Source organism: Rhodoferax sp. UBA5149 (assembly GCF_002413825.1).
In the GTDB taxonomy this organism is placed as follows: domain Bacteria; phylum Pseudomonadota; class Gammaproteobacteria; order Burkholderiales; family Burkholderiaceae_C; genus Rhodoferax.
The window spans coordinates 1,496-22,599 of the sequence record NZ_DHXT01000065.1 but is presented as its reverse complement, the minus strand read 5'-3'; the positions used below and the strand labels follow the sequence as shown (position 1 = coordinate 22,599).

Sequence of the window (21,104 nt, the reverse complement as noted above, 5' to 3'; positions counted from 1 at the left end):
AGGTGGTGTTTGTCGTAGCGCCAGGGCTGCGCCGGTCCGGGCTTGAGCCCCAACACCGAGTTGGTGTAACCCTGCTGGTAGTTGCCCAGGGGCGTGCCGATCAGGGCCGCCTGCTCGCCCGAAGCGAAACGGCGCTGCAGCGCCTCCCAATAGGCAGGCGGCAACTGCTGCGGCAATACCGGAATCGCCGTTTCAGGCGCGATCACGAGCGAACTGCGGCTCATCTGCAATTGCTCGGCATACCACTGTAAGGCCAGCGGCACACCGGAGCCGGCCTCGAATTTCTCGTCCTGGGGTATGTTGCCCTGCAGCAGCGTCACGCCCAGACGTCCGGTGGACGTCGACAGGGCAGGCTCGCTCATCTGGTAAATCGTTGGCAAGGCCAGTACCAGCAGCGCGACGGCCAGGGTCGCCACCCGGTGGCGCCAAGAGTACCCCGGCCCGGTGCGAACCAGACCCACCACGGTCATGGCCAGCCACGCGGCGATGGCGCACAAGCCGTAGACACCCAGCCACGGCGCATAGCCGGCCAGCGGCCCGTCCACATGGGCATAGCCGGCCGCACCCCAGCCAAAACCGGTCAGCCAGATACCGCGCGCCAACTCGGCCAGCAACCAGAGCGCTGCAAAAATAATAGCTGCCCACGTCCTGTTGACGGTGGCTAGCGCCACAAATAGTCCACAAACTCCGGCGTAATACAAAGCCAGCAGCCCGGCCAGCGCGAGCACCGCCAGCGCCGCCAGGAAGGCGGGCAAGCCGCCATAGGTGTGCATGGCGACAAAGGTCCACCAGAAGGTGCCAGCCAGCCAGGCCGTGCTGAATAACCAGCCCCACAGGGCGGCCAGCCGCCAGACCCCGTGTCCCCCACGTCGGCTGCTCTCCAGCAGCCAAGCCAGCAGCCCCAAAGCCAGCAACTGGAGCCACCAGACCGGCTGGCCATGGCGCAAACCCAACAGCATGGACATAGTGGCCTGACCCCAAGGCCATGCCATGCTGGCCGCCTGGGCGGCGCCAGCGATCAAGGCGATCGCCACTTGAAACCACGTGAAACGGGGCGGTCGCGACGCCGACTCGGCGCGCCACCGGGTCTGCACCCTAGGCAGATTCATCGGCAACCGGTGACACCTTGAACCATTTCACGGCGCCGCCTTTGGTGTGCAGCACCACGAAATCCAGGCCCGCCAGGGTATGGATTTCGCCGCGCTTGGGCACGTGGCCCATTTCATGGGCAATCAGCCCCCCAATGGTGTCGAACTGGTCGTCCGGATCGGTGCTGGTCAGCTTGACGCCAAAGGCATCGTCAACCCGCTCGATGGTGGTGTCGCCGCTGACGCGGTAAGTGCGGTCCGGCAGGCCATAAATATCGCCCTCGTCTTCGGCAATGTCGAATTCGTCTTCGATCTCGCCGACGATTTGCTCCAGCACATCCTCAATCGTGACGAGACCGGCGACCCGGCCAAACTCGTCGATCACGATCGCCTGATGGTTGCGGTTGCCCTGAAAGTCGCGCAATAAATCGTTCAGCCCCTTGCTTTCCGGCACAAAGACGACCGGTCGCAACAGAGCCCGGATATTGAGCTCGGGCGCGCGTTGCAGCTTGAGCAGGTCCTTGGCCATCAGGATGCCGATGATGTTTTCGCGTTCACCCTCGTACACCGGAAAACGCGAGTGCGCGGTGTCGATCACGCCATGCATCAGCACATCGTGATCGTCTGCGATATTGACCAGGTCCATCCGGGTGGCGGGCACCATCACATCACCGGCCGTCATGTCCGCCATGCGGATCACGCCTTCGAGCATCACGCGTGACTCGGCGCCAATGATGTTGTTTTCTTGCGCTTCGGCCAGCGTTTCGATCAGCTCGGCGGTGGAGTCCGGCCCCGGGTGAATGAACTCGGCCAACTTTTGCAGGAAAGTGCGCTTGTCTTCCTTGTCAGGATATCGCGCGGGGTGGGGGTCTGACACAGCCAGGAGAGCAGGACATGCGGTTGTTGAAGACCCTCAAGGATAGCGGATTGTCATGACCGCACTGCGGCGGGCTCCGGTGCCGCCTTACTTCAGGGGGGTGCGCTGCGCGTCCTGCACGTCGCGGCGCAGCGTCTGCAGCTCGGCCAGCACGTCCCAGAACTGTTTGACCTGCACCTTGAAGCCGTAGTCGGCCTGGGCAAACTGCTCGGCCACCAGCTCGGTCAAACGGGTGTCCAGCGTGGCGGGTGGCAAATACAAATGGGCCTCGGATTCAGACCCATCCCGCTCGACGATGGCGCCGGCATTGCGGGCGATTTTGAGCATGGTGGTGTTTTCGCTCAGGGCGTGAATGAACATGCGGCTCACGCCGTCATTGCGCGCGTGCATGGCGGCCCGATCAAACAGGCGCGCACCGTAGCCGCGCCCGCGAGCCGACTTTGAAACCGACACGCCAAACTCGGCGCAGGCGTGCAGACTGCTATCGGCGGAGAACGCCAGATGCGCCATGGCAAGCAGGTGAAGACGCCGGTTGTAAATGCCGAAGATCTCGTCACGCTCAAAATTCAGACTGTCCGCATAGCGTTGGATCTGTTCGTCATTGGCCGAAAACCCGAAGCGCAGATAACGGTCATGCTGATCAAGCGCCAGCAAATGATGGGCGATTCGCTCGCGATGATTGGCCCCCAGGGAACGGATCGGCACCAGCGCATGCGACTTCTCGGATGCAGGCGACCGCAACCACCCCTCCAGCGGTGAGTTCACCCGCTCCGCACCCGCTTGCGGAGATGTAGTGACGTCGGCGTTTGTTTCAACCATGAATGAACTATAAGGGTTTTCCCTAGACTGCTCCGCCCAAAGGACCAATCGCCCTACAAAGGCAGCGCCGTCGTCGCCTTGACACGGTCCAGCACAAAGCTGGTTCGGCAATCTTGCACACTGGGATGCTTGAGCAGCGTCTCCATAACGAAATGTGAGTACGCACTCATGTCTCGAACCAACACCCTTAAAAAATAGTCCATTTCACCACTCAAGGCATCGCACTCCACTACTTCAGGCCAGGTTTGAACGCCGGCCCGGAACAGATCCCTGGGATTGCGCTTGTGGTTTTCGGTGTTTTTTTCCAGCCGCACGTTGATATGCGCCATCAGCCCCAGCCCGACCGCCTCCGGTTTGACCAAAGCGACGTAGCGATCGATCACACCGTTTTCTTCCAGCCGCTTCACGCGCCGCAACACGGCGCTGGGCGACAGGCTCACCGACTCCGCGATCTGGTCATAGGTGGCGCGTCCATTCGCCTGCAGGCGGCTCAAAATAAGCCTGTCCAGCTTGTCTAGTGTTTCCATTTGGAATATTTTGCAGATTTATTGCGTTGGATGCAAATCCAACACCACAAATTGCATGGCGATTGAACCCATTGCCACACGGCCCGAAGACCGACAAATTCAGTTGTGAGACTTCAGGCCAGCGCCACGTCCTTGCCCGACAGGCGCTTGGCCAGCCCTTGCGCCAGGCGATTCACCATGCCGTAGATGGAAAGCTGGGGGTTGGCGCCAATGCTGGTCGGAAAGATCGAGCCGTCGTGAATGGACAGATTCTCCAGCTGCCAGTGCAGGCCGTCGGGACGCGTGACACCCAGCTTTTCGCTGCCGGCCATGGCGCAACCACCCATCACATGCGCGCTGACGACCTTGGTTAGCAGCGGCTTCATGGGCAGCGCCGCGACCGCCTGTTTGGCCTCGGTCCACGTCGTGTAGGGCCGGGCCATTTCGTGCATCGGCAAGACCTGGCGGGCACCGGCCGCAAACTGGATTTCCATCATGGCCAGCAGGCCGCGCCGGGCGCCGTCCATGACAAAGTCTGTCAGCGCATAGTCCAGCAGGGCGGAGCCGTCTGCGCGCAGCCTGACCTGACCGCCAGCGGCCTGCGCATGAAAACCGTCACGCAAGAGGGCGAGCAGCACATGGGTGTGGGGGAACTGCGCCAGCAGATCGGCCTGCTGCTGACCATAGCCGGTCACCGTGGAGGCAAAGATCACCGGGTGCAGCGGCGGCGCTTCGAGCTTGAAGCCGATCGGCCCGTCAATCGGCTGGGTGTCCATGAAGTGGTCGGTGTAAATGGTTTGCGGTGCACCGGCCCAGGCCTCAACCTTCTGCTGCATGACGGCCGCGGACATCACCACCGGATGCAAAAAGGTGCGCGCGCCCAGCCGCCCATGTGGATCGGGCGCCCGCGAACGCAACAGCAGGGCGGCCGAGTTGATCGCACCGGCTGACAAGACAAAGTGCTTTGCTATGATTACTGTAGCGCTTGATGAATATTCGACGGGGGCTCCATTCGGTTTTACCGAAATACATTGAACCGACTGAACCCGGCCATCGGCCAGCTCAAAGTGTTGGGCGCGGGTCTCCACCAGCAGGGTGGCGCCCAGGTCCAGCGCCGCAGGGATGGTGGTCACCAACATCGACTGCTTGGCATTGGTGGGGCAGCCCATGCCGCAAGAGCCCAGGTTCCAGCAACCCTTGACGTTGCGGGCAATGGCGGCCGCCGGGATGCCGAGCTTGGCCGCGCCGCGCCGCAGCAGGTCGTTGTTTTCGTTCGGGGACGTCAGCCAAGTGCCGATGTTCAGCCGGCTCTCGGCCTGCTGGAAATAGGGCGCGAGTGCGTCGTTGGTGTAGTCGCTCAAGCCGAAATGCTGCTGCCAATACGTCAGGGTGCCGGTGGGGGTCCGAAAGGAGCTGGTCCAGTTGACGGTGGTGGAACCGCCCACGCAGCGCCCCTGCAGAATGGTGATGGCTTTGTCCTCGGTTTTTCGCCCGGCACTCTCCTGGTACAGGGAAGGATAGGCCTCGGCTTCCTTCTGGTTGAAGTCGCTGCTGCTTTTGAGCGGCCCTTCCTCGACGATGACCACCTGCAAACCGGACCGGGTGAGCAGCTCGGCGCTGATGCCCGCCCCTGCGCCGGAGCCAATAATGACCACATCACAGACAATTCTCTCGGGTAACACGCCGTGCGCGCCACCATGGACTTTCCAGCCACGCTTCAATCCCTCACGGATCGGGTCAGGCAAACTGCTCATGAATGGGGATTACCTCGTTGGTTAGATGTTGAGGGGGCCGGGGTAGCCCAGCGTGGCCCATGTGCTGGGGTCAGAAAAGTAGGCCGCCCCCACGATGTCGTGCAGGGCCAGATAGCTTTGTTGGCGCAGGGTCAGGCGCGACAACCGCATGGACTGCAAAGCGTCCTGCACCTCTTTGACGCTGGCGCCGCGCCAATCAGATTCGAGCCCGGCCAGCGTCCGTCGCCCCACCCCGGTAGAGAGCAATCCCAGCAACTGCGACAACTCGGCCTGAACATGCGGTGGGAAAGCCTGCACCAGCTCATCAATGCGATTGAGCAAAGCGGCCAGGGATTTTTGCTTCTCAAACTGCGCCACGGGGAGCGTGCGATCTAGGATGGCGCCGGCCACACTTGAAAATACCTCTTGCGCGGCAGCTGTCAGTTTGCCTTGTTGCAGGCCGGGTTGCAGCAAGACTGTAGCTCCACCGGCCACGAGCAGCACGGCCGCCGATACGATTCCTAACTTGAGCAGCGTTCTTCTTTGCATTTTTCGACTATCGCATGCAAGGGCACGCCGCCGCTAGGGCGGTGCACCTAGATAGACTCGGGGTTTATATGGACGCTACAAACATCATTCGCGAAGCAGTCTCACACGTCACGCTGCTGAGACAAACGGCCGCTGACACGCCTGGATTGGCGCAGGCCATCAGTGACATCAAGCTTTTTCAGGCCAGACGGTTTGCGGGGACTTACGATGATCTGCTTCACTCAGAACGGTACCAACCCGCTGCCCTGTTTTTTCTGCAGGAGCTTTACAGCGCGAAGGACTACTCCGAACGCGATTCTCAATTTGCACGCATTGCCGGGGCCTTGGAACGACTCTTTCCCCAGCAGGTGGTACAAACCGCCGTATCGCTGGCGCAACTGCATCGCCTGACGGAAGATCTTGATCTGGCCATGGCCCAGAACTGGATGATCAGCGTCGACACACCCGAAGTCGCGCGCTATGTCAAGGCCTGGCGGTCCGTTGATCGACGGTCGGACCGGAACACGCAGGTAGCCACGGTGCTGAACATCGGTCATGAACTGGACCGTCTGACGCGCACCATCGGCCTTCGCATGATGCTCAAGATGATGCGCGGACCGGCAAATCTGGCGGGACTGGGGTCCTTGCAGCGATTTCTTGAGTCGGGCTTTGATACCTTTGCGGCGATGGGTCGCAAGGGCGATGGCGCCGCGTATTTCATGGACACGGTCAGATCACGCGAGTCCGGACTGATTGACCGGCTTTTTGACGCCAGCGCTGTCGCCTGCGAGACGGAAATCACCCAGATACTGGGGCAACCCCGGTAACGGAGCCAGACGGACCTGGCGGACAATGACGGCACAGGAGAACCCCATGGAAAAATTATGGCTCAAGAGCTATCCGCAAGGCGTCGCGCATGACGTCAACCCCGAGCAATATCGTTCATTGACACAGATGCTGGAAGAATCTTTCCAGAAAAACGCGTCAAATCCTTTTTCAGTCTGCATGGAAAGCTGGATGAGCTATGGGCAGCTCGACAAACTTTCGTCGGCCTTCGGCGCCTGGCTGCAAAGCAAGGGACTGGAGCCGGATGCGCGGGTTGCCATCATGCTGCCCAACATTCCCCAATTCCCCGTGACCATGGCTGGCGTATTGCGTGCCGGCTACACCTGCGTCAATGTCAACCCGCTGTACACGGCGCGCGAACTGGAACACCAGCTTAAAGACTCTGGCGCGACCGTCATTGTGGTTCTTGAAAACTTTGCAGCGACCCTCGCTGAAGTCATTGACAACACGTCGATCAAGCACGTGGTGATGGCCTCCATGGGCGATTTATTGGGCTTTTGGTACGGTCAGTGGATCACTTTTGCGGTCCGACATCTCGCCAAATTGGTGCCCGCCTACAAGCTGGCCCGCAAAGAAGGGCGAACCGTCACATCTTTCAAGCAAGTTATTGCTGATGGTACGGCGATGCCATTCAAATCGGCTGCAAGCACCCTGGACTCCGTGGCATTTTTGCAGTACACGGGCGGCACGACCGGACTGAGCAAGGGGGCCGTTCTTACCCATCGAAATATCGTAGCGGCCATCCTGCAGGCAGAAGCCTGGTTCACGCCAGCGCTTGAACGCGTGGGCGACGTCAAGAAGATCAACAGCATTGCAGCCCTGCCGCTGTATCACATATTTGCACTCTCCCTTTCGCTTCTGTCGATCCGGTGGGGTTCGCACCTGACACTGATTCCCAATCCCCGTGATTTTGGCGGCTTCATCGCGACGCTGAAGAAACGACCCTTTCATTTGCTGCCGGCGGTAAACACCTTGTTCAATGCGTTGCTGCAGCACCCGCAGTTCAAGACAGTCGATTTCTCCAGTCTTTGTGTGTCGCAAGCAGGCGGCATGGCCGCATCGGCTGGAACCGCCAAGCACTGGCTTGAGACCACCGGCTGCCCCATGGTGGAAGGCTGGGGGATGAGTGAAACCTGTGCGATCGGTACCAACAACCCGGTACTGTCAAAAGAGTTTTCCGGAACCATAGGATTGCCGCTGCCAGGCATTGACCTTGCCATCAAGGATGACGAGGGAAACTCGCTGGCTCAGGGTCAGGCCGGTGAAATTTGCATCAAGGGCCCCAACGTGATGACGGGTTATTACAGACAACCCGAAGAAAATAAGCACGCGTTCACGGCAGATGGCTTCATGCGTACGGGCGATGTCGGCATCATGGACGAACGGGGCTACACCAGAATTGTGGACCGGAAAAAAGACATGATTCTGGTCAGCGGTTTCAACGTTTTCCCGAGCGAGCTGGAAAATGTCATCTCACTTTGCGATGGCGTGGTGGAATGCGCCGTTATTGGTGTACCGGATGAGAAACAGGGCGAGGCTATCAAGGTTTTCGTCATCAAAGACAATCCCCACTTGTCCGAGGACGATATCTCAAGATATTGCCAGCAGCATCTGACCGGGTACAAGCGACCGAAATACATTGAGTTCCGTGAGGATCTCCCAAAATCGAATGTGGGAAAAGTTCTTAGACGCGAATTGCGCGTCGGAAAATAGGCGCATGGCTGTGCGGGCCCATGCCTACGTGGGCATTCCGTAAGCGCACGCCCAACACACGTTGACGCAGTGGGGGCCGCGATGGCATGGGCGCCGCAGTTACAGTGAGATCAACTGCCTCCGATGCGCCAGCAACTCTTGAATCTGACTATTCCTGTGCGCAGGCAACCAATTACGCCTGCGGCTGTCCTGCACATTCGCAAGTGCTCCACGAACCCCGGACTTGCAACCTCAATCTGAAATTGACATGCTGACCCCATCAGTAGTGTCCGGTGAACGCAGCCCGGTTTCGGCAAGAAGTCAGTAACCATGCGGGTTTGTGCCCTGGACATACGAATGTACCGGCCGCGGAGGTGGTGCAGCGCCACAAGAGTTTGGCCGATATTGAGCGCGGCTTTAGGGTACTCAAATCCGACATCGAGATCGGTCCGGTGTACCACCAGCTGCCCAAACGGATTCGCTCACACGCCTTGGTGTGTTTCATGGCGCAGATCGAGTCCCGGGTGATGCGAATGCGGCTCAAGGCGGCCAATCGATCAGAGTCACCCAGCACATTGCTTGAGCAACTCAAGCGTATTCACCAGCAAACTGTTCAGACCAGCGACGGCAAGAGACTGACTGGATTGACCGAGATGACGCCAGTTCAGAAGTCGCTGTTTGCAGCTTTGGAATTGACACCACCGACACCTTCAGACCTCGTCAAGCCCGCTTTGTAGTCTGCGTTTAACAACCCATTTCTAATGAAATCAACCACTTGCGTTCAGGAAGTGTTGAACCTGAGGGCCGGTGACGATTGTCTGCGCGGGCGAACTGGTGGCACGCCACGGGGTGAGGAATTCATCGTCCTGTTGCCGGACACAAATGGGGATGAGGCGCTGGAAGACGCGCGGCACATGCAACACACGGTCTGGTCACTGGCACTGCCACACGCGCAGGCCGCCCCTGGCATGGCGTCAGTCGGCGCTATCCCGATCGCCAACACGCCCGCCGCCTCGGCAAGCCATCAATCCACAAAGAAATCGGGAATGAAATGTTGGGTGCCAGGGGTCACCGCGTACTTTTCCAGATCGGTGATGCCATGCGCGGCCAGCAAGGTGTCGTCGATGTAGAAGTTGCCGCTGTTGGCGTTGCTATTGGTCAGAATCAGCCAGGCCGCATCGGACAAAATTTCCGGCTTGCGGCACAGCGCCACATCGACGCCCGGAATCATCTGCATGGCGGCCGTGGCAATGGCCGTGCGTGGCCACAGGCTGTTGACGCCAATGCCGTACTTCTTGAACTCGCCGGCATGGCCCAGCGTGCACAGGCTCATGCCGTACTTGGCCATGCTGTAGGCCGTGTGGTTCTGAAACCAGTGCGTCTGCATCGACAAGGGCGGCGACATGGTCAGCACCTGCGGGTTGCGTCCGGCCGTTGCTGATTTTTTGAGCTCGGGCAGACAGGCCATGGTGCACAGGTAGGTGCCGCGCGCATTGACACCATTCATCAGGTCGAAGCGCTTCATGGGCGTCGCTTCGGTGTTGGTCAGGCTGATGGCGCTGGCGTTGTTCACCAGAATATCAATGCCGCCAAAGGTCTGCGCCGCCTGGGCCACGGCAGCGAAGACGGCGGCGTCATCGCGGATGTCCACCGCCAGTGCCAGAGCCCGGCCACCGGCCGCCTCTACCTCTTTGGCCGCGCTGTAAATCGTGCCTGGCAGTTTGGCGTTGAGATCGGTCGTCTTGGCCACGATGACGATGTTGGCGCCATCCAACGCCGCCCGCTTGGCAATCGCCAGGCCAATGCCGCGCGAGGCACCGGTGATGAACAGGGTTTTACCCGTCAGGCTGAAGGTCTGATTCACGACTGTCATGCTCGATTCTCCTGTCGCTGTATTTGCTATACAAATAATAGCTTCTCACGCTTATTTGACGGGGGCTACAGACCAGTTTTCTTTAAGTTTTTGAGAAATCCGGTTTCCGCTTCTCCATGAATGCGGTGAACGCCTCGCGCGCCGCCGGTTCGCGCAGCAGGCGCCCAAAACTGTCGCCTTCTTCCGCCATGCGCTCGGCCACTATGCTGGTCTGCCCTTTTTTCATCAGGCGCTTGGTCTCGATCAGCGAGTTCAAGGGCTTGGCGGCCAGCTTTTGTGCCTGACCTTGCGCCAGTGCGGCGGCTTCGGACGGCGGCACGATGCGGCTGATGAGTCCCATCTCCAGCGCCGACTCGGCCATGAATGGCTCCCCCAGCAACAGCGCCTCGGCGGCGCGGGAATAGCCCATCAGCTGCGGCGCCAGGTAGCTGGAGGCGGCTTCGGGGCACAGGCCCAGGTTGACGAAGGGCATGGAGAAGGCCGCGTTGTCACCGGCATACACCAGGTCGCAATGAAACAGCATGGTGGTGCCGATACCCACCGCCGGACCGCAAACCGCCGCCAGAACGGGTTTGGGAAAGGTGCTGATGCCGCGCAAGAAGCGAAACACCGGCGAGTCCTGGGTTGCGGTGGGCGCATTGAGGAAGTCCCCGATGTCATTGCCGGCACTGAAAATCGTTTCGTGCCCCTGGAACACGACCACATGCACGGCGGCGTCGGCTTGCGCCAGCGCCAGCGCATCGGCCATGGCCGCATACATGGCGCTGGTGATGGAATTCTTCTTTTCCACCCGATTGAAAGTGATGGTCATGACACCGTTGGCGATGTCAGTCAATATGTCAGTCATGCTGTTTCCTCAAGTTAATGGGCCAGTGCTTCGCGCACAAAGTCCAATCGGTCCTGGCTCCAGAACATCTGGTCGGCCACAAAAAAGTAGGGGCGCCAAAGACGCCGCGCTGAACGGCCGCTTCGGTCGCGACCGTCAACGCATCCCTGACGAGCGGCTCGCGGCTCAAGCCCAGCAGCGCTTGCGGATCGAAGCCGGCCTTGGTGAGCACGGCCGCGCGCATCAAGGCAGGGTATTGATCGGGAAATTCGGGTTGAATTGAAAGGGCACATCATAGCGACTGGCTGTGCAGCATCCCGTACTGATCGGCAATGTGTTCACTCTTTGTAGTAAACGAGTTGATGCGTTGTGGCGAGCAGGGTTCCGGCGGTGCTCCACAGCTGCCCCGCCTGGTCGAAGAAACCGTTTCGAAACGCCTGCCCACGCGCCTGCCCCAACAAGTAACCGGTGCCGGACTCGGCCAGTTGCTCAACGCCGGAATGAAAATACACGGTCAGTGAAACGGTTCCCACCGGCACCCGCACCGAGCGACGCAACCAGATGCGCGGGAAAAAGACGTCGGCCATGGCCGTCAGCGACGCGAAGTCCAGGGCGCGCGGCGGTTCGTCCCGAATCCAGAGTTGCGTCAGGCTGGCCAATTGCGGATCGTCGCTGCTGGCACCACCGTCCCACGTCGAGGGCAGGGCGCCCGTCACCGGTCGCATGTCATAGCGCTGGAGCCATGCCGCCGCCTTGGAAAATGGCGTGATTCGGGCCACGGAGTCGGGCGGCGCCACCTCGGGCATGGGCATGTCGTTGGCACTCCAGGTTTCCCGCCGCACGGCGGTGATGGCCGTGCCGGTGAGCACCACAAACTCGACACCGCTGGCGTCCGCTTGGCGCAAGGCCAGCACCCAGTGCTGCGTAGACCGATTGGTGCGCACTGGCGTGGCCATGACCTTGAAGGCACCCTGTATCAGGCCGCTGGCGTAGTTCACCGTCAAAGCCACCGGCTCGCCCAGGCGGGACGGATGCATCATGACGGCGTTCAGGACAATGGCCGCACTGACTCCTCCGAACGGCCCGACCATGTTCCACCAGGCCGGGCTGGTGAGGCCCAGAAACTGATCGGGGGTGGCACCGAAGTCCGGCGTCAAATGAAGCGCTGTATCAAAAGGATGTGAACTCATGGAGTCGCAGTGTCGCAGCCCACCGGCCAGCCGCCGGTCATCTGGGTGACGTTAAAAAAAAGGCCTCTGAAGCGTGCTTTTTTTGTCTACGCACGCCCGAAACTATTGGCAACCAGGCATGGCATTATCACGGCAATATAAAAGTCCATGGTGGCTTCATTGAATGCATCCATGGCCGCTTTCACGCATAAAGCATTTTCTCCGCATCTGGCGTCGGGACTCGGTGCAGCGTCCATTTCTTTTGCATGATGGCGCAATGTGCCACCTTGATGACGCAATCAGGGTCGACCGGCTTGGCCAAGTAGTCGTAAGCACCCAGCCGGATGGCTTCCTTGGCGGTGTCGACCGACGGATAACCGGTGATGACGACCACTTCGCTTTCCGGCCATCTCTGCTTGATCATCCTGAGAACCGACATCCCATCCAACCCCGGCATGCGCAGATCGAGCAATACCAAATCATATGAATCGCGCTCCATTTCACGCAATGCGTCGGCCCCATTCAACGCGGCTTCGACATAGCAACAGTGCCCGCTCAGTAGCCTGAGATGGCTAGCCCGTACCACTTCTTCATCGTCCACGATCAGGATTTTCATTTTGCCGTTCATTTCGTCTTCCCCTTCTTTCTTTGATCAGGTCTCTTGATCTTTCTCTAGCAATGTTCGTGCCCTGCTCATATCCGCTTGTTTCAGCGAGTGATGCAGCCAATCACACAGGATTGCCTAGTACGTTGGCGTCAATATTCACGCTCAGCACATAACTTTTGTACACAAGGAATCAACGGTCACCAAATATTAAATTGATTCTTTCAAATGGATGTAGCGGTTTGCCGCTGGACAACTATCCGATGCGCAGTGCGATATGCGCTGGCCCTCACTTGCCTTATCGCCGCATTCACGTCACCCGCTGCATAAAATATTTGTTCATCTGAAAAATCATGTAACTTGTTGAATTTAAAAAAGAATTCACAAAATGAGTCGATTCAACTGAATAAAAAATATGTACAAGTTTCAGTTGTTGTTGATTTCGCAGCGGCATATTTGGACACGGATATTGACGCAAGCTATTGAATTTGAATCACTATTTCCACCCATGCAAACCATGGCACGGTCGTTGCTTATCACTTGGTCAGAAGGTACGGAATTAACTTTAACCAGGAGAATATGATGAGTGTTCTACGCAAAATTCTAGTCGTCGATGATGACGCTGTGGTCGGCAAAAGCTTTGACCGTGTTCTCAAAAGCAAGGGTTATGCGGTGATCACCGCGCAGAGCGGCGAAGAGGCGCTGCTCAAACTCAAGAACGAACGCTACGACGTTGTTTTTACCGATATCAAGATGCCAGGAATGAGTGGTCTTGAAGTCGCCGAGCGGGTGAAGAAGAGCCAACCATGGCTGCCGGTGGTCGTCATCACCGGCTATGGAACGAGTGACAATGAAGTTCGCGCTGAAGCCGCCGGAGTGTCGGGCTTCCTGCGCAAGCCCCTGTCGCCGGAAATGATTGAAGGCAGCACGAATAAAGCATTGCAGGAATTGGATGCGATATTGGCGGCACCCGCCGAAGCCGAAGCCATCAATTTGCCACCCGCCGAGATGCAGCGGCCGGAAAGCACAATCAAAAACATTGCGCTGTTCTTTGCGGCGCCTTTTATTGGTCTCGCTTACATCATCGCATTGCCTTTCGCCGGATTTGCCATTTTGACTTGGATGTGCGCCCAGGCACTGCTTGAGCGCAAATGAAGGCATCTGTTCTACGCATGTGGAAAACATGTGAAAACTTGGTGCCGGGCGGGAGACAAAACCCTCCCGGCCGTTCGGTCGGATGTTGAGAATCACAAGTCAGAGGAACACAAAATGACAAGCGCTATGAAAGAAGCCTCCAAATTCGCTGTCTACATGAACCTTTTTTTTTCTGTCGTGGTGGCAGCTGTATTTTTCTTGGCAAGCAGCCTATCGGCGCATGCTGCTTACGGCGTTCTGGCACCGGAGGATCAAGCCTGCCTCAACTGCCACGCAAAGAACAAGTTCGGCAAAGTAAGTGCCAATGGCGAATCGACCTCCCTGCATGTTTCAGACAAAGCTTTTTCGGAGTCGGTTCATAACGAAAACGGGTGCACCGATTGCCATGCCGGATTTGATGTCAAGAAACACACGAAGGGAAGCAATCCAAAAATTGGTTCGCGGGAATATTCAATTGCCGCGCTGAAAGTCTGCGAGGACTGTCACAAAGACAACGTCAAGCTCTATGAGGGCAGCCTGCATGCCGCACTCGTTCGCGACGGCAATTCCGAAGCGCCGATCTGTTCGGATTGCCATGATCCGCACGCGGTCCGCGCCAAATCGGCATCTGGCCCCATGGACGACGTCGTATGCAGGAACTGCCACGGTGAGGTTTTCACCGCCTATGCGTCCAGTGTGCATGGTCACGCACGCGCCAAACAAACCGGCAAACTGGCAGCCAATGAAAAGAAGGCACCGATCTGCGCTGACTGCCACAAGGCGCACGAGATAAAGGCTGCCGCAACCGGAAGCCGGATCAAAGATGCTTGCCTGAATTGCCACAAGGACGCGCTGCACCTTCACAAGGTGTGGCTGCCCAACGTCGAGCGGCATTTTGAAGCGATTTCATGCCCCGCCTGTCATGTGGCGACGGCGAAACGGCAAGTCAATCTCAGGCTGTACGACAGCCTCACCAACCAGTCGGTGACCGAGAAAAAAGGCGTGCCGCAATTCAAGAGCCGTGCCCAAGCGGCCGATGCCAAAGGGCAGGGATTGGATGCCTATGCCTTGCAGAGCCTGCTGAAAGTGTTTAACAGCGATGACCCAGACGAGAAGACGGTTTTGCGTGGACGTCTGGAGGTCAGCTCGGGCGTGGAGGCGCACCAATTGGTTGGCAAAGAACAGGCCATCAAGGACTGCGGCACGTGCCACCGAGAAGGCTCTGATATTTTCCAGACCGTTACCATTTCGATCGTTCGTCCCGATGGCCGGTCAATTCACTACGATGCGCAAAAAGAGGTTCTGACCTCCCCCATTTCCGTGAAGTCTGTCAGTGGCTTTTACGCGATCGGTGGCACCAGAATCAAGCTGCTGGATGTTTTGTTCGTCATCGTGTTGGCCATCGGCATCACGGTACCTTTGGGTCACTTTACCTTGAGGTGGCTGTTCAAGAAATATGGGAAGAAGACCAGCGACAAATGAAAATCCGGGCGTGCTCGACTAACGGCCGATCATTGCCCGCAAACTGCTCAATAGGCATCCGTACAACCCAACTTTAGGAGAGGCGAAAATGAAAAAACTATACCTTCACCCACTGCCGGTCAGGATTTGGCACTGGATAAACGCGTCAAGCATCCTCGCGATGCTACTCACCGGTGTTCAGATTCGATACATCGGATTGATCAATGTCATGGCGTTCAAAACCGCCGTTGATTTGCATAACTGGATCGGCTTTGTCCTGATCGCCAATTTCTTTATCTGGCTGCTGTTCTATTTATCCTCGGACAAGATCAAGACCTATCACACGGAGTTGAGTCCAACGAAGTATTTCCGTGAGTTCTTTGCACAAATGAAATATTACGGCTTCGGAATCTTCCGGGGGGACCCCAACCCGCATCATGCGAGTGCCTATCACAAGTTCAATCCAATGCAAAGCATGACCTACCAAATCGTCATGATGCTGGTCGCTCCGATTCAGTTTTACACGGGCGTGCTACTGTGGGATGTTGAGCGTTTTCGACCAGCGGTGGATTTCTTTGGCGGCGTTCGCGTGGTGGACACGGTGCACGTGCTCGGGTTCATTTTCTTGACGTTCTTCATTTTCATTCACCCCTACCTTGCAACCCTTGGCCGTACGCCGACCACTCACATCAAGGCGATGTTTACCGGCTACGAGGAAGTTGAAGAGGACGCCGGGCACTAGCGGTCAGTGCCCATGCGTTCCTCCTGATGATCGACCAAGGCATCCATGGCACGTAGCGCCAGCCAAGTACCCCGCGCGAGGCGTCAGAACGATCAGGCGTCCGTGACATGGAAGGGGCAACTTCAACCTACATCCATTTCAAGTGAACTCCACGCGGAACGACGAGGGATCATCGGGGTCCATGCCACGGATTTTGATATCGTATTTCTTCATGAGCGCCTGGAAATTCGCGCGAAGCATTCCGGTTTCCTCCGCGCTGTTGGTGACGTTCCAGGTGTTTCTTTTGAGGGCCTCAAGTATGAAGTTTTTCTCGATCTCCTGAACCGATTTTTCCCGTGCCATCTTCTTGAGTCGCTTCAGCTCATCGCTGGTCCTGGGCACATCAAGCTCAGGCCGCGGCAGCACATCAATGATGTTCGTCAAGTGAGCCTGCCGAATCACTTTGTCGCTGCTCAGGATCATTGCCCGATGCACCGTATTTTCAAGTTCACGAACATTTCCCGGCCAGCTGTAGTTCACGAGTGCGCTCAACGCGCCTTCGGAAAATTCGGTCGATTCCTTCCCGAGCTCCTTGCCGAAGGCTTTGAGAAAATGGAACGCCAACGCCGGTATGTCTTCATGGCGCTCTCTCAGAGGAGGCAACTGGATGGGAAAGATGTTGATGCGGTAGAAAAGATCCTCACGGAATGTGCCGTCCGCCACCATCGTTTTGATGTCCTTGTTGGTGGCGGTGACCAGCCGGATGTTGGTGCTCTGGACTCGGGTGTCGCCGACCGCCCTGAACTCCCGCTCCTGAATGACCCTGAGAAGCTTGGCCTGAATCGACATCGACAGGTTCGATATCTCATCCAGGAAAAGCGTTCCACCATCGGCGGCTTCAAACATGCCGCGCTTGTTGGCCACAGCGCCCGTGAAAGCACCCTTGACATGCCCGAACAGTTCGCTTTCCAGCAACGTTTCGCTGAGCGCATTGCAGTCAACGGCGACGAATAGCTTGTCCTTGCGCAGGCTATTGAAATGGATGGCGCGGGCAATCAGCTCCTTGCCGGTTCCGCTGTCACCAGTGATCAAGACCGTGCTGTTGGTCGGCGCGCACTTGGCGATCAGATGATAGACATTCTGCATCGCCTGGCTGGACCCGACGATGTTCTCGAAACGGTATTTGGAGCTAAGTTCGGTTCGGAGACTGAGGTTTTCCTGCAGGAGTTGGCGCCGCTCCAGTGCACGCTCCACCACCAGCTTGAGTTCATCTGGATCGAACGGCTTGGGCAGATAATCGAAGGCGCCGAGTTTCATGGACCGCACCGCGGTTTCAATCTGCGCCAACCCCGTCACCATGATGACGTCGATGTCGGGATGCGTTTCCTTGACGCGCTGCAGCACCTCCAGTCCGTCCATATGCGGCATCATGATGTCAAGAATCATCACATCGAAAGGACTCTCTTCGATTTTCCTCAAAGCAGCCAGACCGCTTGGTGCGGAATCAACTTCGTAAGCATTGTCGACAAGAATTCGCATGCAACTTTTAATGACGATTTCCTCGTCGTCGACGACCAGTATCCTGGTTTTCATTAATTGCTCCTACGTTAATGATTTTCAATATTTCCCGGGGGCTCCAGAGGAAGATAAACGTGAAAAATGGTCCCTACCCCGACTTGGCTTTCCACCACGATGGTTCCACCATGCGTTTTGATGATCCCGTGGCTGACCGACAAGCCCAGTCCGGTCCCCTTGCCCACTTCTTTGGTGGTGAAAAAGGGATCGAAAATCCGTTGCAGGTTTTTCTCGGAAATTCCGCAGCCGTTGTCGGCAATCGCGATTTCCAGCATGGGTGCGGTCGGTTCGCCTGGCGTTAGGTTTCTCGGCCGATCCACGCGACGGGTTGTGACGGTAATACTTCCGCCATGTTCGATGGCATGCTGCGCATTGACGATCATATTCATGACCACCTGCTCGATCAGGTCAGCGTCGATCCAGATCGGCGGCAGGTCCCGGCCGAGATCCAAAGTGATCTTTATGTTGTTCAACGATGCAGGTTGCGCGAGGATGCGCTCGGTATTTTGGACAATTGTGTTGAGATCGGAAAATTTCTTTTCCGGATTCTTCTCGCGTGCGAAATCGAGAAGGCGCCGGATGATCGCGGCGCACCGCTTTGTTTCGCGAATCACCAAATCCAGGTCTTCCGCATCCTGGCTGCCGTCCGGCATTTTTTTTCGCAGCAGATGCGAGAAAGTCAAAACGCCGGTCAGCGGGTTATTCAATTCATGAGCGATACCCGACGCCAGCAGGCCGACCGAAGCCAATTTTTCCGTCCGTACCGTCTCGGCTTCGGCTGTGCGCAGTTGTTTGGTCCTCTCCTCGACCTTCTGCTGCAAGGTATGCCCCCACTCTTGCAATTCATGCTGGGAATTCTTCATGGACAACGTCATGGCATTGAACGACTTGGCCACTTGCCCGAACTCGTCATGACTTCTTACCGGAATCAGTTGTTCCAGATTGCCGGACGATAGCCTATTCGAACCGGCTTCCAGATCTCGCAGGGGCCTATAGACCAAACGGCTGACGAAGCCGCTCACGAAGATCGAGACGATCACGATGAAGCCCAGTGAGAATTCGGCGATCATGAGGCTGTTCCGGTTCATTTTTTTATCGATATCGTCGACCGAATAAACGATATCCAGCACGCCTAGCACCGAGTCCGATTTTTTATGTTCATGGCAACTTGCCGAGTAGCAGGAAATCTCGTTGTGCAGCAATTCCATGCTGCCTATCATCCTGCGGCCGTCCGGACTGATGAAGTTCCGCGATATCGCGGTTGTGGGAATCGGAAGACCGGGCGAAATATTCGGATAGCAAAGCGTGCAGCCATCAGCGTTCGGATCGAGCATTTTTCCGACTTCAGGCAAATAGGAGGAGTAGATGATCTTGCGGTCCTTGTTCCAGACCCGAACCTTGGCAATGTTCTCCTGCTTTCCTACATCCCGAATAATTCTCGCTATATTTTCGGGCTCATCTTGAAGCATCGCATAGCGCGTGCTTTTGGTGATGACTTCAGATATTTTTGAGAGGTGAGATACCGTCGCTTCGCGCAGTTCATCGCGCTGGTGCCGAACGACCAGCATCGTGAATAGAGTCATCGCCACAGTCAAGGTAAGCGCCAAGTACAGGCCGACCTTGAACTTAAGCGGACTCTCTGAAAATCTCATTGTTACCACACGTCAGAAATAGCAAGTGGAACTAACCGATTCGCACGAAGTCCCGATGCTCGGGCGTCCCTTGCAAGGCACATCCGAATTCCACAACTGCGGGGCAACTCGTCAAATCGAAGCGAAGGACCAAAAATGACACCCTTGGCATGCTCCGATTTCCAATGAAATCAGCATAACACCAGCCCAATGGATACCCGGCACCGCCAACCGAGAATGTGACGAAAGAATGATGCGTGTCAAACGATGGCGCCAGCAGGTGGGCGCCGCGGCATCGCCGCGGTGTTCGATTCAGGGTGAGCGTGGGGTTTCAGACGCGCTCGAAGATGCCGGCAGCGCCCTGCCCCATGCCGACACACATGGAGACCATGCTGTAGCGCAGCTTGTTGCGATGCAGCGCATGGATCGCGGTGGCGGAGCGGATGGCGCCGGTGGCGCCCAGCGGATGCCCCAATGCAATCGCGCCACCCATGGGGTTGACCTTGGCCGGGTCCAGCCCCAGCGTGTTGATGACGGCCAGCGACTGCGCGGCAAACGCCTCGTTGAGCTCAATCCAGTCGACGTCGTCCTGCTTCAAACCGGCATAACGCAGCGCCGCCGGAATGGCCTCGATCGGGCCAATGCCCATGATGCGCGGTGGCACGCCTTTGGCCGCAAAGCTGACGAAGCGCGCCAGCGGGGTCAGACCGAATTGCTTGACCGCTTTCTCGCTGGCCAAAATGAGGGCGCCGGCGCCGTCCGAGGTCTGCGAGCTGTTGCCGGCCGTGACCGAGCCACGCGCCGCAAACACCGTCTTGAGCTTGGCCAGACCTTCCATCGAGGTGTCAAAGCGCGCACCTTCGTCCAGGCTGACCAGGCGCTTTTTCTCGATGACTTCGCCGCTATGCAGATCGGGCGAGCGGTCAATCACTTCCACTGGGGTGATTTCATCGGCAAAGTGACCGGCTTCCATGGCAGCCAGCGCTTTTTTATGCGATGCAACAGAAAACTCGTCCTGCGCTTCGCGGCTGATTTTCCACTGCGTCGCCACCTTCTCGGCGGTCAGACCCATGCCGTACGCAATGCCAATGTTCTCGTCGTTGTTGAACATGGTGGGCGACAGCGAGGGCGAGTTGCCCATCATCGGCACCATGCTCATGCTCTCCACGCCGGCGGCGATCATCACATCCGCCTCACCGACGCGAATGCGGTCGGCCGCCATTTGCACCGCGCTCAAGCCCGAGGCGCAAAAGCGATTGACGGTGATGCCGCCGACGCTGGTCGGCAGGCCGGCCAGCACGGCGCCGATGCGCGCGATGTTCAGCCCCTGAGGACCTTCGGGAATGGCGCAGCCGCAGATCAGGTCTTCAATCGACTGCGGGTCCAGACTGGGCACTTGCGCCAGCACCGCATGCAAGGCCTTGACCAGCAGATCGTCGGGGCGGGTGTTGCGGAAAAAACCCCGGTGCGAACGACCAATAGGCGTGCGCGTGGCGGCAACGATATAGGCTTCTTGAATTTGTTTCATTTTAACTTTCAGGTCAATTCATCAATTGAGCTTTGTTCGTGATTGAGAAAGCGTAGCGAGCGATCGTCAGGCTAGGCGGACGGAGCGCAGGAACCGCAACGTACTCCCTGTACGTGAGGATTCCGAGCACCGCCCAACGACGCATGGCGACCGCGCAGTAGCTTTATCAATTACGAACCGGCTTGCCGGTGGACATCATGCCCATGATTCGCTCTTGCGTTTTGGGGTGGACGAGCAGTTCGCAGAAGGCCTGGCGCTCCAGCGTCATCACATACTCTTCGCTCACCAGACTGCCGGCGTCCACATCGCCGCCGCACACCACATTGGCGATCAGGCTGGCGATATGGAAATCGTGCGCGCTGATGAAGCCGCCGTCGCGCATATTGACCAGCGAACCCTTGATCGTGGCCACCCCGCTGCGGCCCGCCACCGCGAACTGGCGCATGTGCGGTGCACGGTAGCCGCCGGTGAATAGGGCCTTGGCTTCGTTGAT

The 21,104-nt window shown here is 57.7% G+C and carries 18 protein-coding genes, 1 other RNA gene and 3 pseudogenes; 6 read left to right on the top strand and 16 right to left on the bottom strand.

The annotated features are described in order from the left end of the window. From B3V69_RS05310 to B3V69_RS05285, 6 genes and pseudogenes are all read right to left on the bottom strand, one after another. Positions 1 to 959 (bottom strand): annotated as a pseudogene (locus tag B3V69_RS05310) (apolipoprotein N-acyltransferase); the annotation flags it as partial. A 136-nt stretch (positions 960 to 1,095) separates the two neighbouring features. Further along, positions 1,096 to 1,965, bottom strand: a complete 870-nt coding sequence (locus B3V69_RS05305; RefSeq protein WP_296444464.1) for an HlyC/CorC family transporter — start codon at positions 1,963 to 1,965, stop codon at positions 1,096 to 1,098. 87 nt (positions 1,966 to 2,052) lie between these two features. Next, the gene (locus tag B3V69_RS05300; protein WP_296444462.1) at positions 2,053 to 2,784 is read right to left on the bottom strand and encodes a GNAT family N-acetyltransferase; all 732 of its coding nucleotides are present in this window, start codon (positions 2,782 to 2,784) and stop codon (positions 2,053 to 2,055) included. A gap of 53 nt (positions 2,785 to 2,837) precedes the next feature. After that, on the bottom strand, positions 2,838 to 3,311 hold the full coding sequence (locus tag B3V69_RS05295; protein ID WP_296444460.1) for an Lrp/AsnC family transcriptional regulator: 474 nt from the start codon (positions 3,309 to 3,311) through the stop codon (positions 2,838 to 2,840). Positions 3,312 to 3,424: 113 nt separating this feature from the next. Next, positions 3,425 to 5,044 carry a GMC family oxidoreductase gene (locus B3V69_RS05290; protein WP_296444458.1) on the bottom strand — a complete coding sequence of 540 codons (1,620 nt, stop codon included), beginning with the start codon at positions 5,042 to 5,044 and terminating at the stop codon, positions 3,425 to 3,427. 21 nt (positions 5,045 to 5,065) lie between these two features. Further along, on the bottom strand, positions 5,066 to 5,572 hold the full coding sequence (locus B3V69_RS05285; protein WP_296444456.1) for a hypothetical protein: 507 nt from the start codon (positions 5,570 to 5,572) through the stop codon (positions 5,066 to 5,068). 68 nt (positions 5,573 to 5,640) lie between these two features. On the opposite strand from B3V69_RS05285, the gene B3V69_RS05280 reads away from it, so the two are divergent. The 3 genes and pseudogenes from B3V69_RS05280 to B3V69_RS05270 all read left to right on the top strand — a co-directional run. Beyond that, positions 5,641 to 6,378, top strand: a complete 738-nt coding sequence (locus B3V69_RS05280; protein WP_296444454.1) for an FFLEELY motif protein — start codon at positions 5,641 to 5,643, stop codon at positions 6,376 to 6,378. A gap of 46 nt (positions 6,379 to 6,424) precedes the next feature. Continuing rightward, positions 6,425 to 8,110 carry an AMP-binding protein gene (locus B3V69_RS05275; RefSeq protein ID WP_296444453.1) on the top strand — a complete coding sequence of 562 codons (1,686 nt, stop codon included), beginning with the start codon at positions 6,425 to 6,427 and terminating at the stop codon, positions 8,108 to 8,110. A gap of 350 nt (positions 8,111 to 8,460) precedes the next feature. Next, positions 8,461 to 8,826: pseudogene (locus B3V69_RS05270) on the top strand (IS1634 family transposase); the annotation flags it as partial. Between the two features lie 287 nt (positions 8,827 to 9,113). Here the strand turns inward: B3V69_RS05270 and B3V69_RS05265 are convergent. From B3V69_RS05265 to B3V69_RS05245, 5 genes are all read right to left on the bottom strand, one after another. Further along, on the bottom strand, positions 9,114 to 9,962 hold the full coding sequence (locus B3V69_RS05265) for an SDR family oxidoreductase (RefSeq protein ID WP_296444451.1): 849 nt from the start codon (positions 9,960 to 9,962) through the stop codon (positions 9,114 to 9,116). 82 nt (positions 9,963 to 10,044) lie between these two features. Further along, entirely contained in the window at positions 10,045 to 10,809 is a 765-nt protein-coding gene (locus tag B3V69_RS05260) for an enoyl-CoA hydratase (RefSeq protein ID WP_296444450.1), read from the bottom strand. Next, on the bottom strand, positions 10,802 to 11,032 hold the full coding sequence (locus B3V69_RS05255; protein WP_296444488.1) for a DsbA family protein: 231 nt from the start codon (positions 11,030 to 11,032) through the stop codon (positions 10,802 to 10,804). The genes B3V69_RS05260 and B3V69_RS05255 overlap by 8 nt, the downstream gene beginning before the upstream one ends. A 94-nt stretch (positions 11,033 to 11,126) precedes the next feature. Continuing rightward, positions 11,127 to 11,978: an acyl-CoA thioesterase gene (locus tag B3V69_RS05250; RefSeq protein ID WP_296444449.1), complete on the bottom strand. Its 852-nt coding sequence runs from the start codon at positions 11,976 to 11,978 to the stop codon at positions 11,127 to 11,129. Positions 11,979 to 12,159: 181 nt separating this feature from the next. Then, positions 12,160 to 12,585 carry a response regulator gene (locus B3V69_RS05245; RefSeq protein ID WP_296444447.1) on the bottom strand — a complete coding sequence of 142 codons (426 nt, stop codon included), beginning with the start codon at positions 12,583 to 12,585 and terminating at the stop codon, positions 12,160 to 12,162. Positions 12,586 to 13,143: 558 nt separating this feature from the next. On the opposite strand from B3V69_RS05245, the gene B3V69_RS05240 reads away from it, so the two are divergent. From B3V69_RS05240 to B3V69_RS05230, 3 genes are all read left to right on the top strand, one after another. After that, a complete protein-coding gene (locus tag B3V69_RS05240) occupies positions 13,144 to 13,716 on the top strand; it encodes a response regulator (RefSeq protein ID WP_296444446.1) in 573 nt (190 codons plus the stop codon). 114 nt (positions 13,717 to 13,830) lie between these two features. Continuing rightward, positions 13,831 to 15,177, top strand: coding sequence for a cytochrome c3 family protein (locus tag B3V69_RS05235; RefSeq protein WP_296444444.1), 1,347 nt, complete (start codon positions 13,831 to 13,833; stop codon positions 15,175 to 15,177). Positions 15,178 to 15,265: 88 nt separating this feature from the next. Then, positions 15,266 to 15,898: a cytochrome b/b6 domain-containing protein gene (locus B3V69_RS05230; RefSeq protein ID WP_296444442.1), complete on the top strand. Its 633-nt coding sequence runs from the start codon at positions 15,266 to 15,268 to the stop codon at positions 15,896 to 15,898. A 138-nt stretch (positions 15,899 to 16,036) separates the two neighbouring features. Here the strand turns inward: B3V69_RS05230 and B3V69_RS05225 are convergent, their stop codons facing one another. From B3V69_RS05225 to B3V69_RS05205, 5 genes and pseudogenes are all read right to left on the bottom strand, one after another. Then, positions 16,037 to 17,470: a sigma-54-dependent transcriptional regulator gene (locus tag B3V69_RS05225; RefSeq protein ID WP_296444440.1), complete on the bottom strand. Its 1,434-nt coding sequence runs from the start codon at positions 17,468 to 17,470 to the stop codon at positions 16,037 to 16,039. A 14-nt stretch (positions 17,471 to 17,484) separates the two neighbouring features. Further along, positions 17,485 to 19,104, bottom strand: coding sequence for a sensor histidine kinase (locus B3V69_RS05220; RefSeq protein ID WP_296444438.1), 1,620 nt, complete (start codon positions 19,102 to 19,104; stop codon positions 17,485 to 17,487). Positions 19,105 to 19,414: 310 nt separating this feature from the next. Continuing rightward, positions 19,415 to 20,611 carry an acetyl-CoA C-acyltransferase gene (locus tag B3V69_RS05215; protein WP_296444436.1) on the bottom strand — a complete coding sequence of 399 codons (1,197 nt, stop codon included), beginning with the start codon at positions 20,609 to 20,611 and terminating at the stop codon, positions 19,415 to 19,417. 40 nt (positions 20,612 to 20,651) lie between these two features. Then, positions 20,652 to 20,726, bottom strand: a non-coding RNA gene (locus B3V69_RS05210) — sX9 sRNA. A gap of 51 nt (positions 20,727 to 20,777) precedes the next feature. Next, a pseudogene (locus B3V69_RS05205) lies at positions 20,778 to 21,104 on the bottom strand (3-hydroxyacyl-CoA dehydrogenase); the annotation flags it as partial.

What these genes read in the sequence shown, in the direction of transcription:
- B3V69_RS05300 (WP_296444462.1), bottom strand. Translation starts at nt 2,784, where the DNA reads ATGGTTGAAACAAACGCCGACGTCACTACATCTCCGCAAGCGGGTGCG.
- B3V69_RS05295 (WP_296444460.1), bottom strand. Translation starts at nt 3,311, where the DNA reads ATGGAAACACTAGACAAGCTGGACAGGCTTATTTTGAGCCGCCTGCAG.
- B3V69_RS05290 (WP_296444458.1), bottom strand. Translation starts at nt 5,044, where the DNA reads ATGAGCAGTTTGCCTGACCCGATCCGTGAGGGATTGAAGCGTGGCTGG.
- B3V69_RS05285 (WP_296444456.1), bottom strand. Translation starts at nt 5,572, where the DNA reads ATGCAAAGAAGAACGCTGCTCAAGTTAGGAATCGTATCGGCGGCCGTG.
- B3V69_RS05280 (WP_296444454.1), top strand. Translation starts at nt 5,641, where the DNA reads ATGGACGCTACAAACATCATTCGCGAAGCAGTCTCACACGTCACGCTG.
- B3V69_RS05275 (WP_296444453.1), top strand. Translation starts at nt 6,425, where the DNA reads ATGGAAAAATTATGGCTCAAGAGCTATCCGCAAGGCGTCGCGCATGAC.
- B3V69_RS05265 (WP_296444451.1), bottom strand. Translation starts at nt 9,962, where the DNA reads ATGACAGTCGTGAATCAGACCTTCAGCCTGACGGGTAAAACCCTGTTC.
- B3V69_RS05260 (WP_296444450.1), bottom strand. Translation starts at nt 10,809, where the DNA reads ATGACTGACATATTGACTGACATCGCCAACGGTGTCATGACCATCACT.
- B3V69_RS05255 (WP_296444488.1), bottom strand. Translation starts at nt 11,032, where the DNA reads ATGCGCGCGGCCGTGCTCACCAAGGCCGGCTTCGATCCGCAAGCGCTG.
- B3V69_RS05250 (WP_296444449.1), bottom strand. Translation starts at nt 11,978, where the DNA reads ATGAGTTCACATCCTTTTGATACAGCGCTTCATTTGACGCCGGACTTC.
- B3V69_RS05245 (WP_296444447.1), bottom strand. Translation starts at nt 12,585, where the DNA reads ATGAACGGCAAAATGAAAATCCTGATCGTGGACGATGAAGAAGTGGTA.
- B3V69_RS05240 (WP_296444446.1), top strand. Translation starts at nt 13,144, where the DNA reads ATGAGTGTTCTACGCAAAATTCTAGTCGTCGATGATGACGCTGTGGTC.
- B3V69_RS05235 (WP_296444444.1), top strand. Translation starts at nt 13,831, where the DNA reads ATGACAAGCGCTATGAAAGAAGCCTCCAAATTCGCTGTCTACATGAAC.
- B3V69_RS05230 (WP_296444442.1), top strand. Translation starts at nt 15,266, where the DNA reads ATGAAAAAACTATACCTTCACCCACTGCCGGTCAGGATTTGGCACTGG.
- B3V69_RS05225 (WP_296444440.1), bottom strand. Translation starts at nt 17,470, where the DNA reads ATGAAAACCAGGATACTGGTCGTCGACGACGAGGAAATCGTCATTAAA.
- B3V69_RS05220 (WP_296444438.1), bottom strand. Translation starts at nt 19,104, where the DNA reads ATGAGATTTTCAGAGAGTCCGCTTAAGTTCAAGGTCGGCCTGTACTTG.
- B3V69_RS05215 (WP_296444436.1), bottom strand. Translation starts at nt 20,611, where the DNA reads ATGAAACAAATTCAAGAAGCCTATATCGTTGCCGCCACGCGCACGCCT.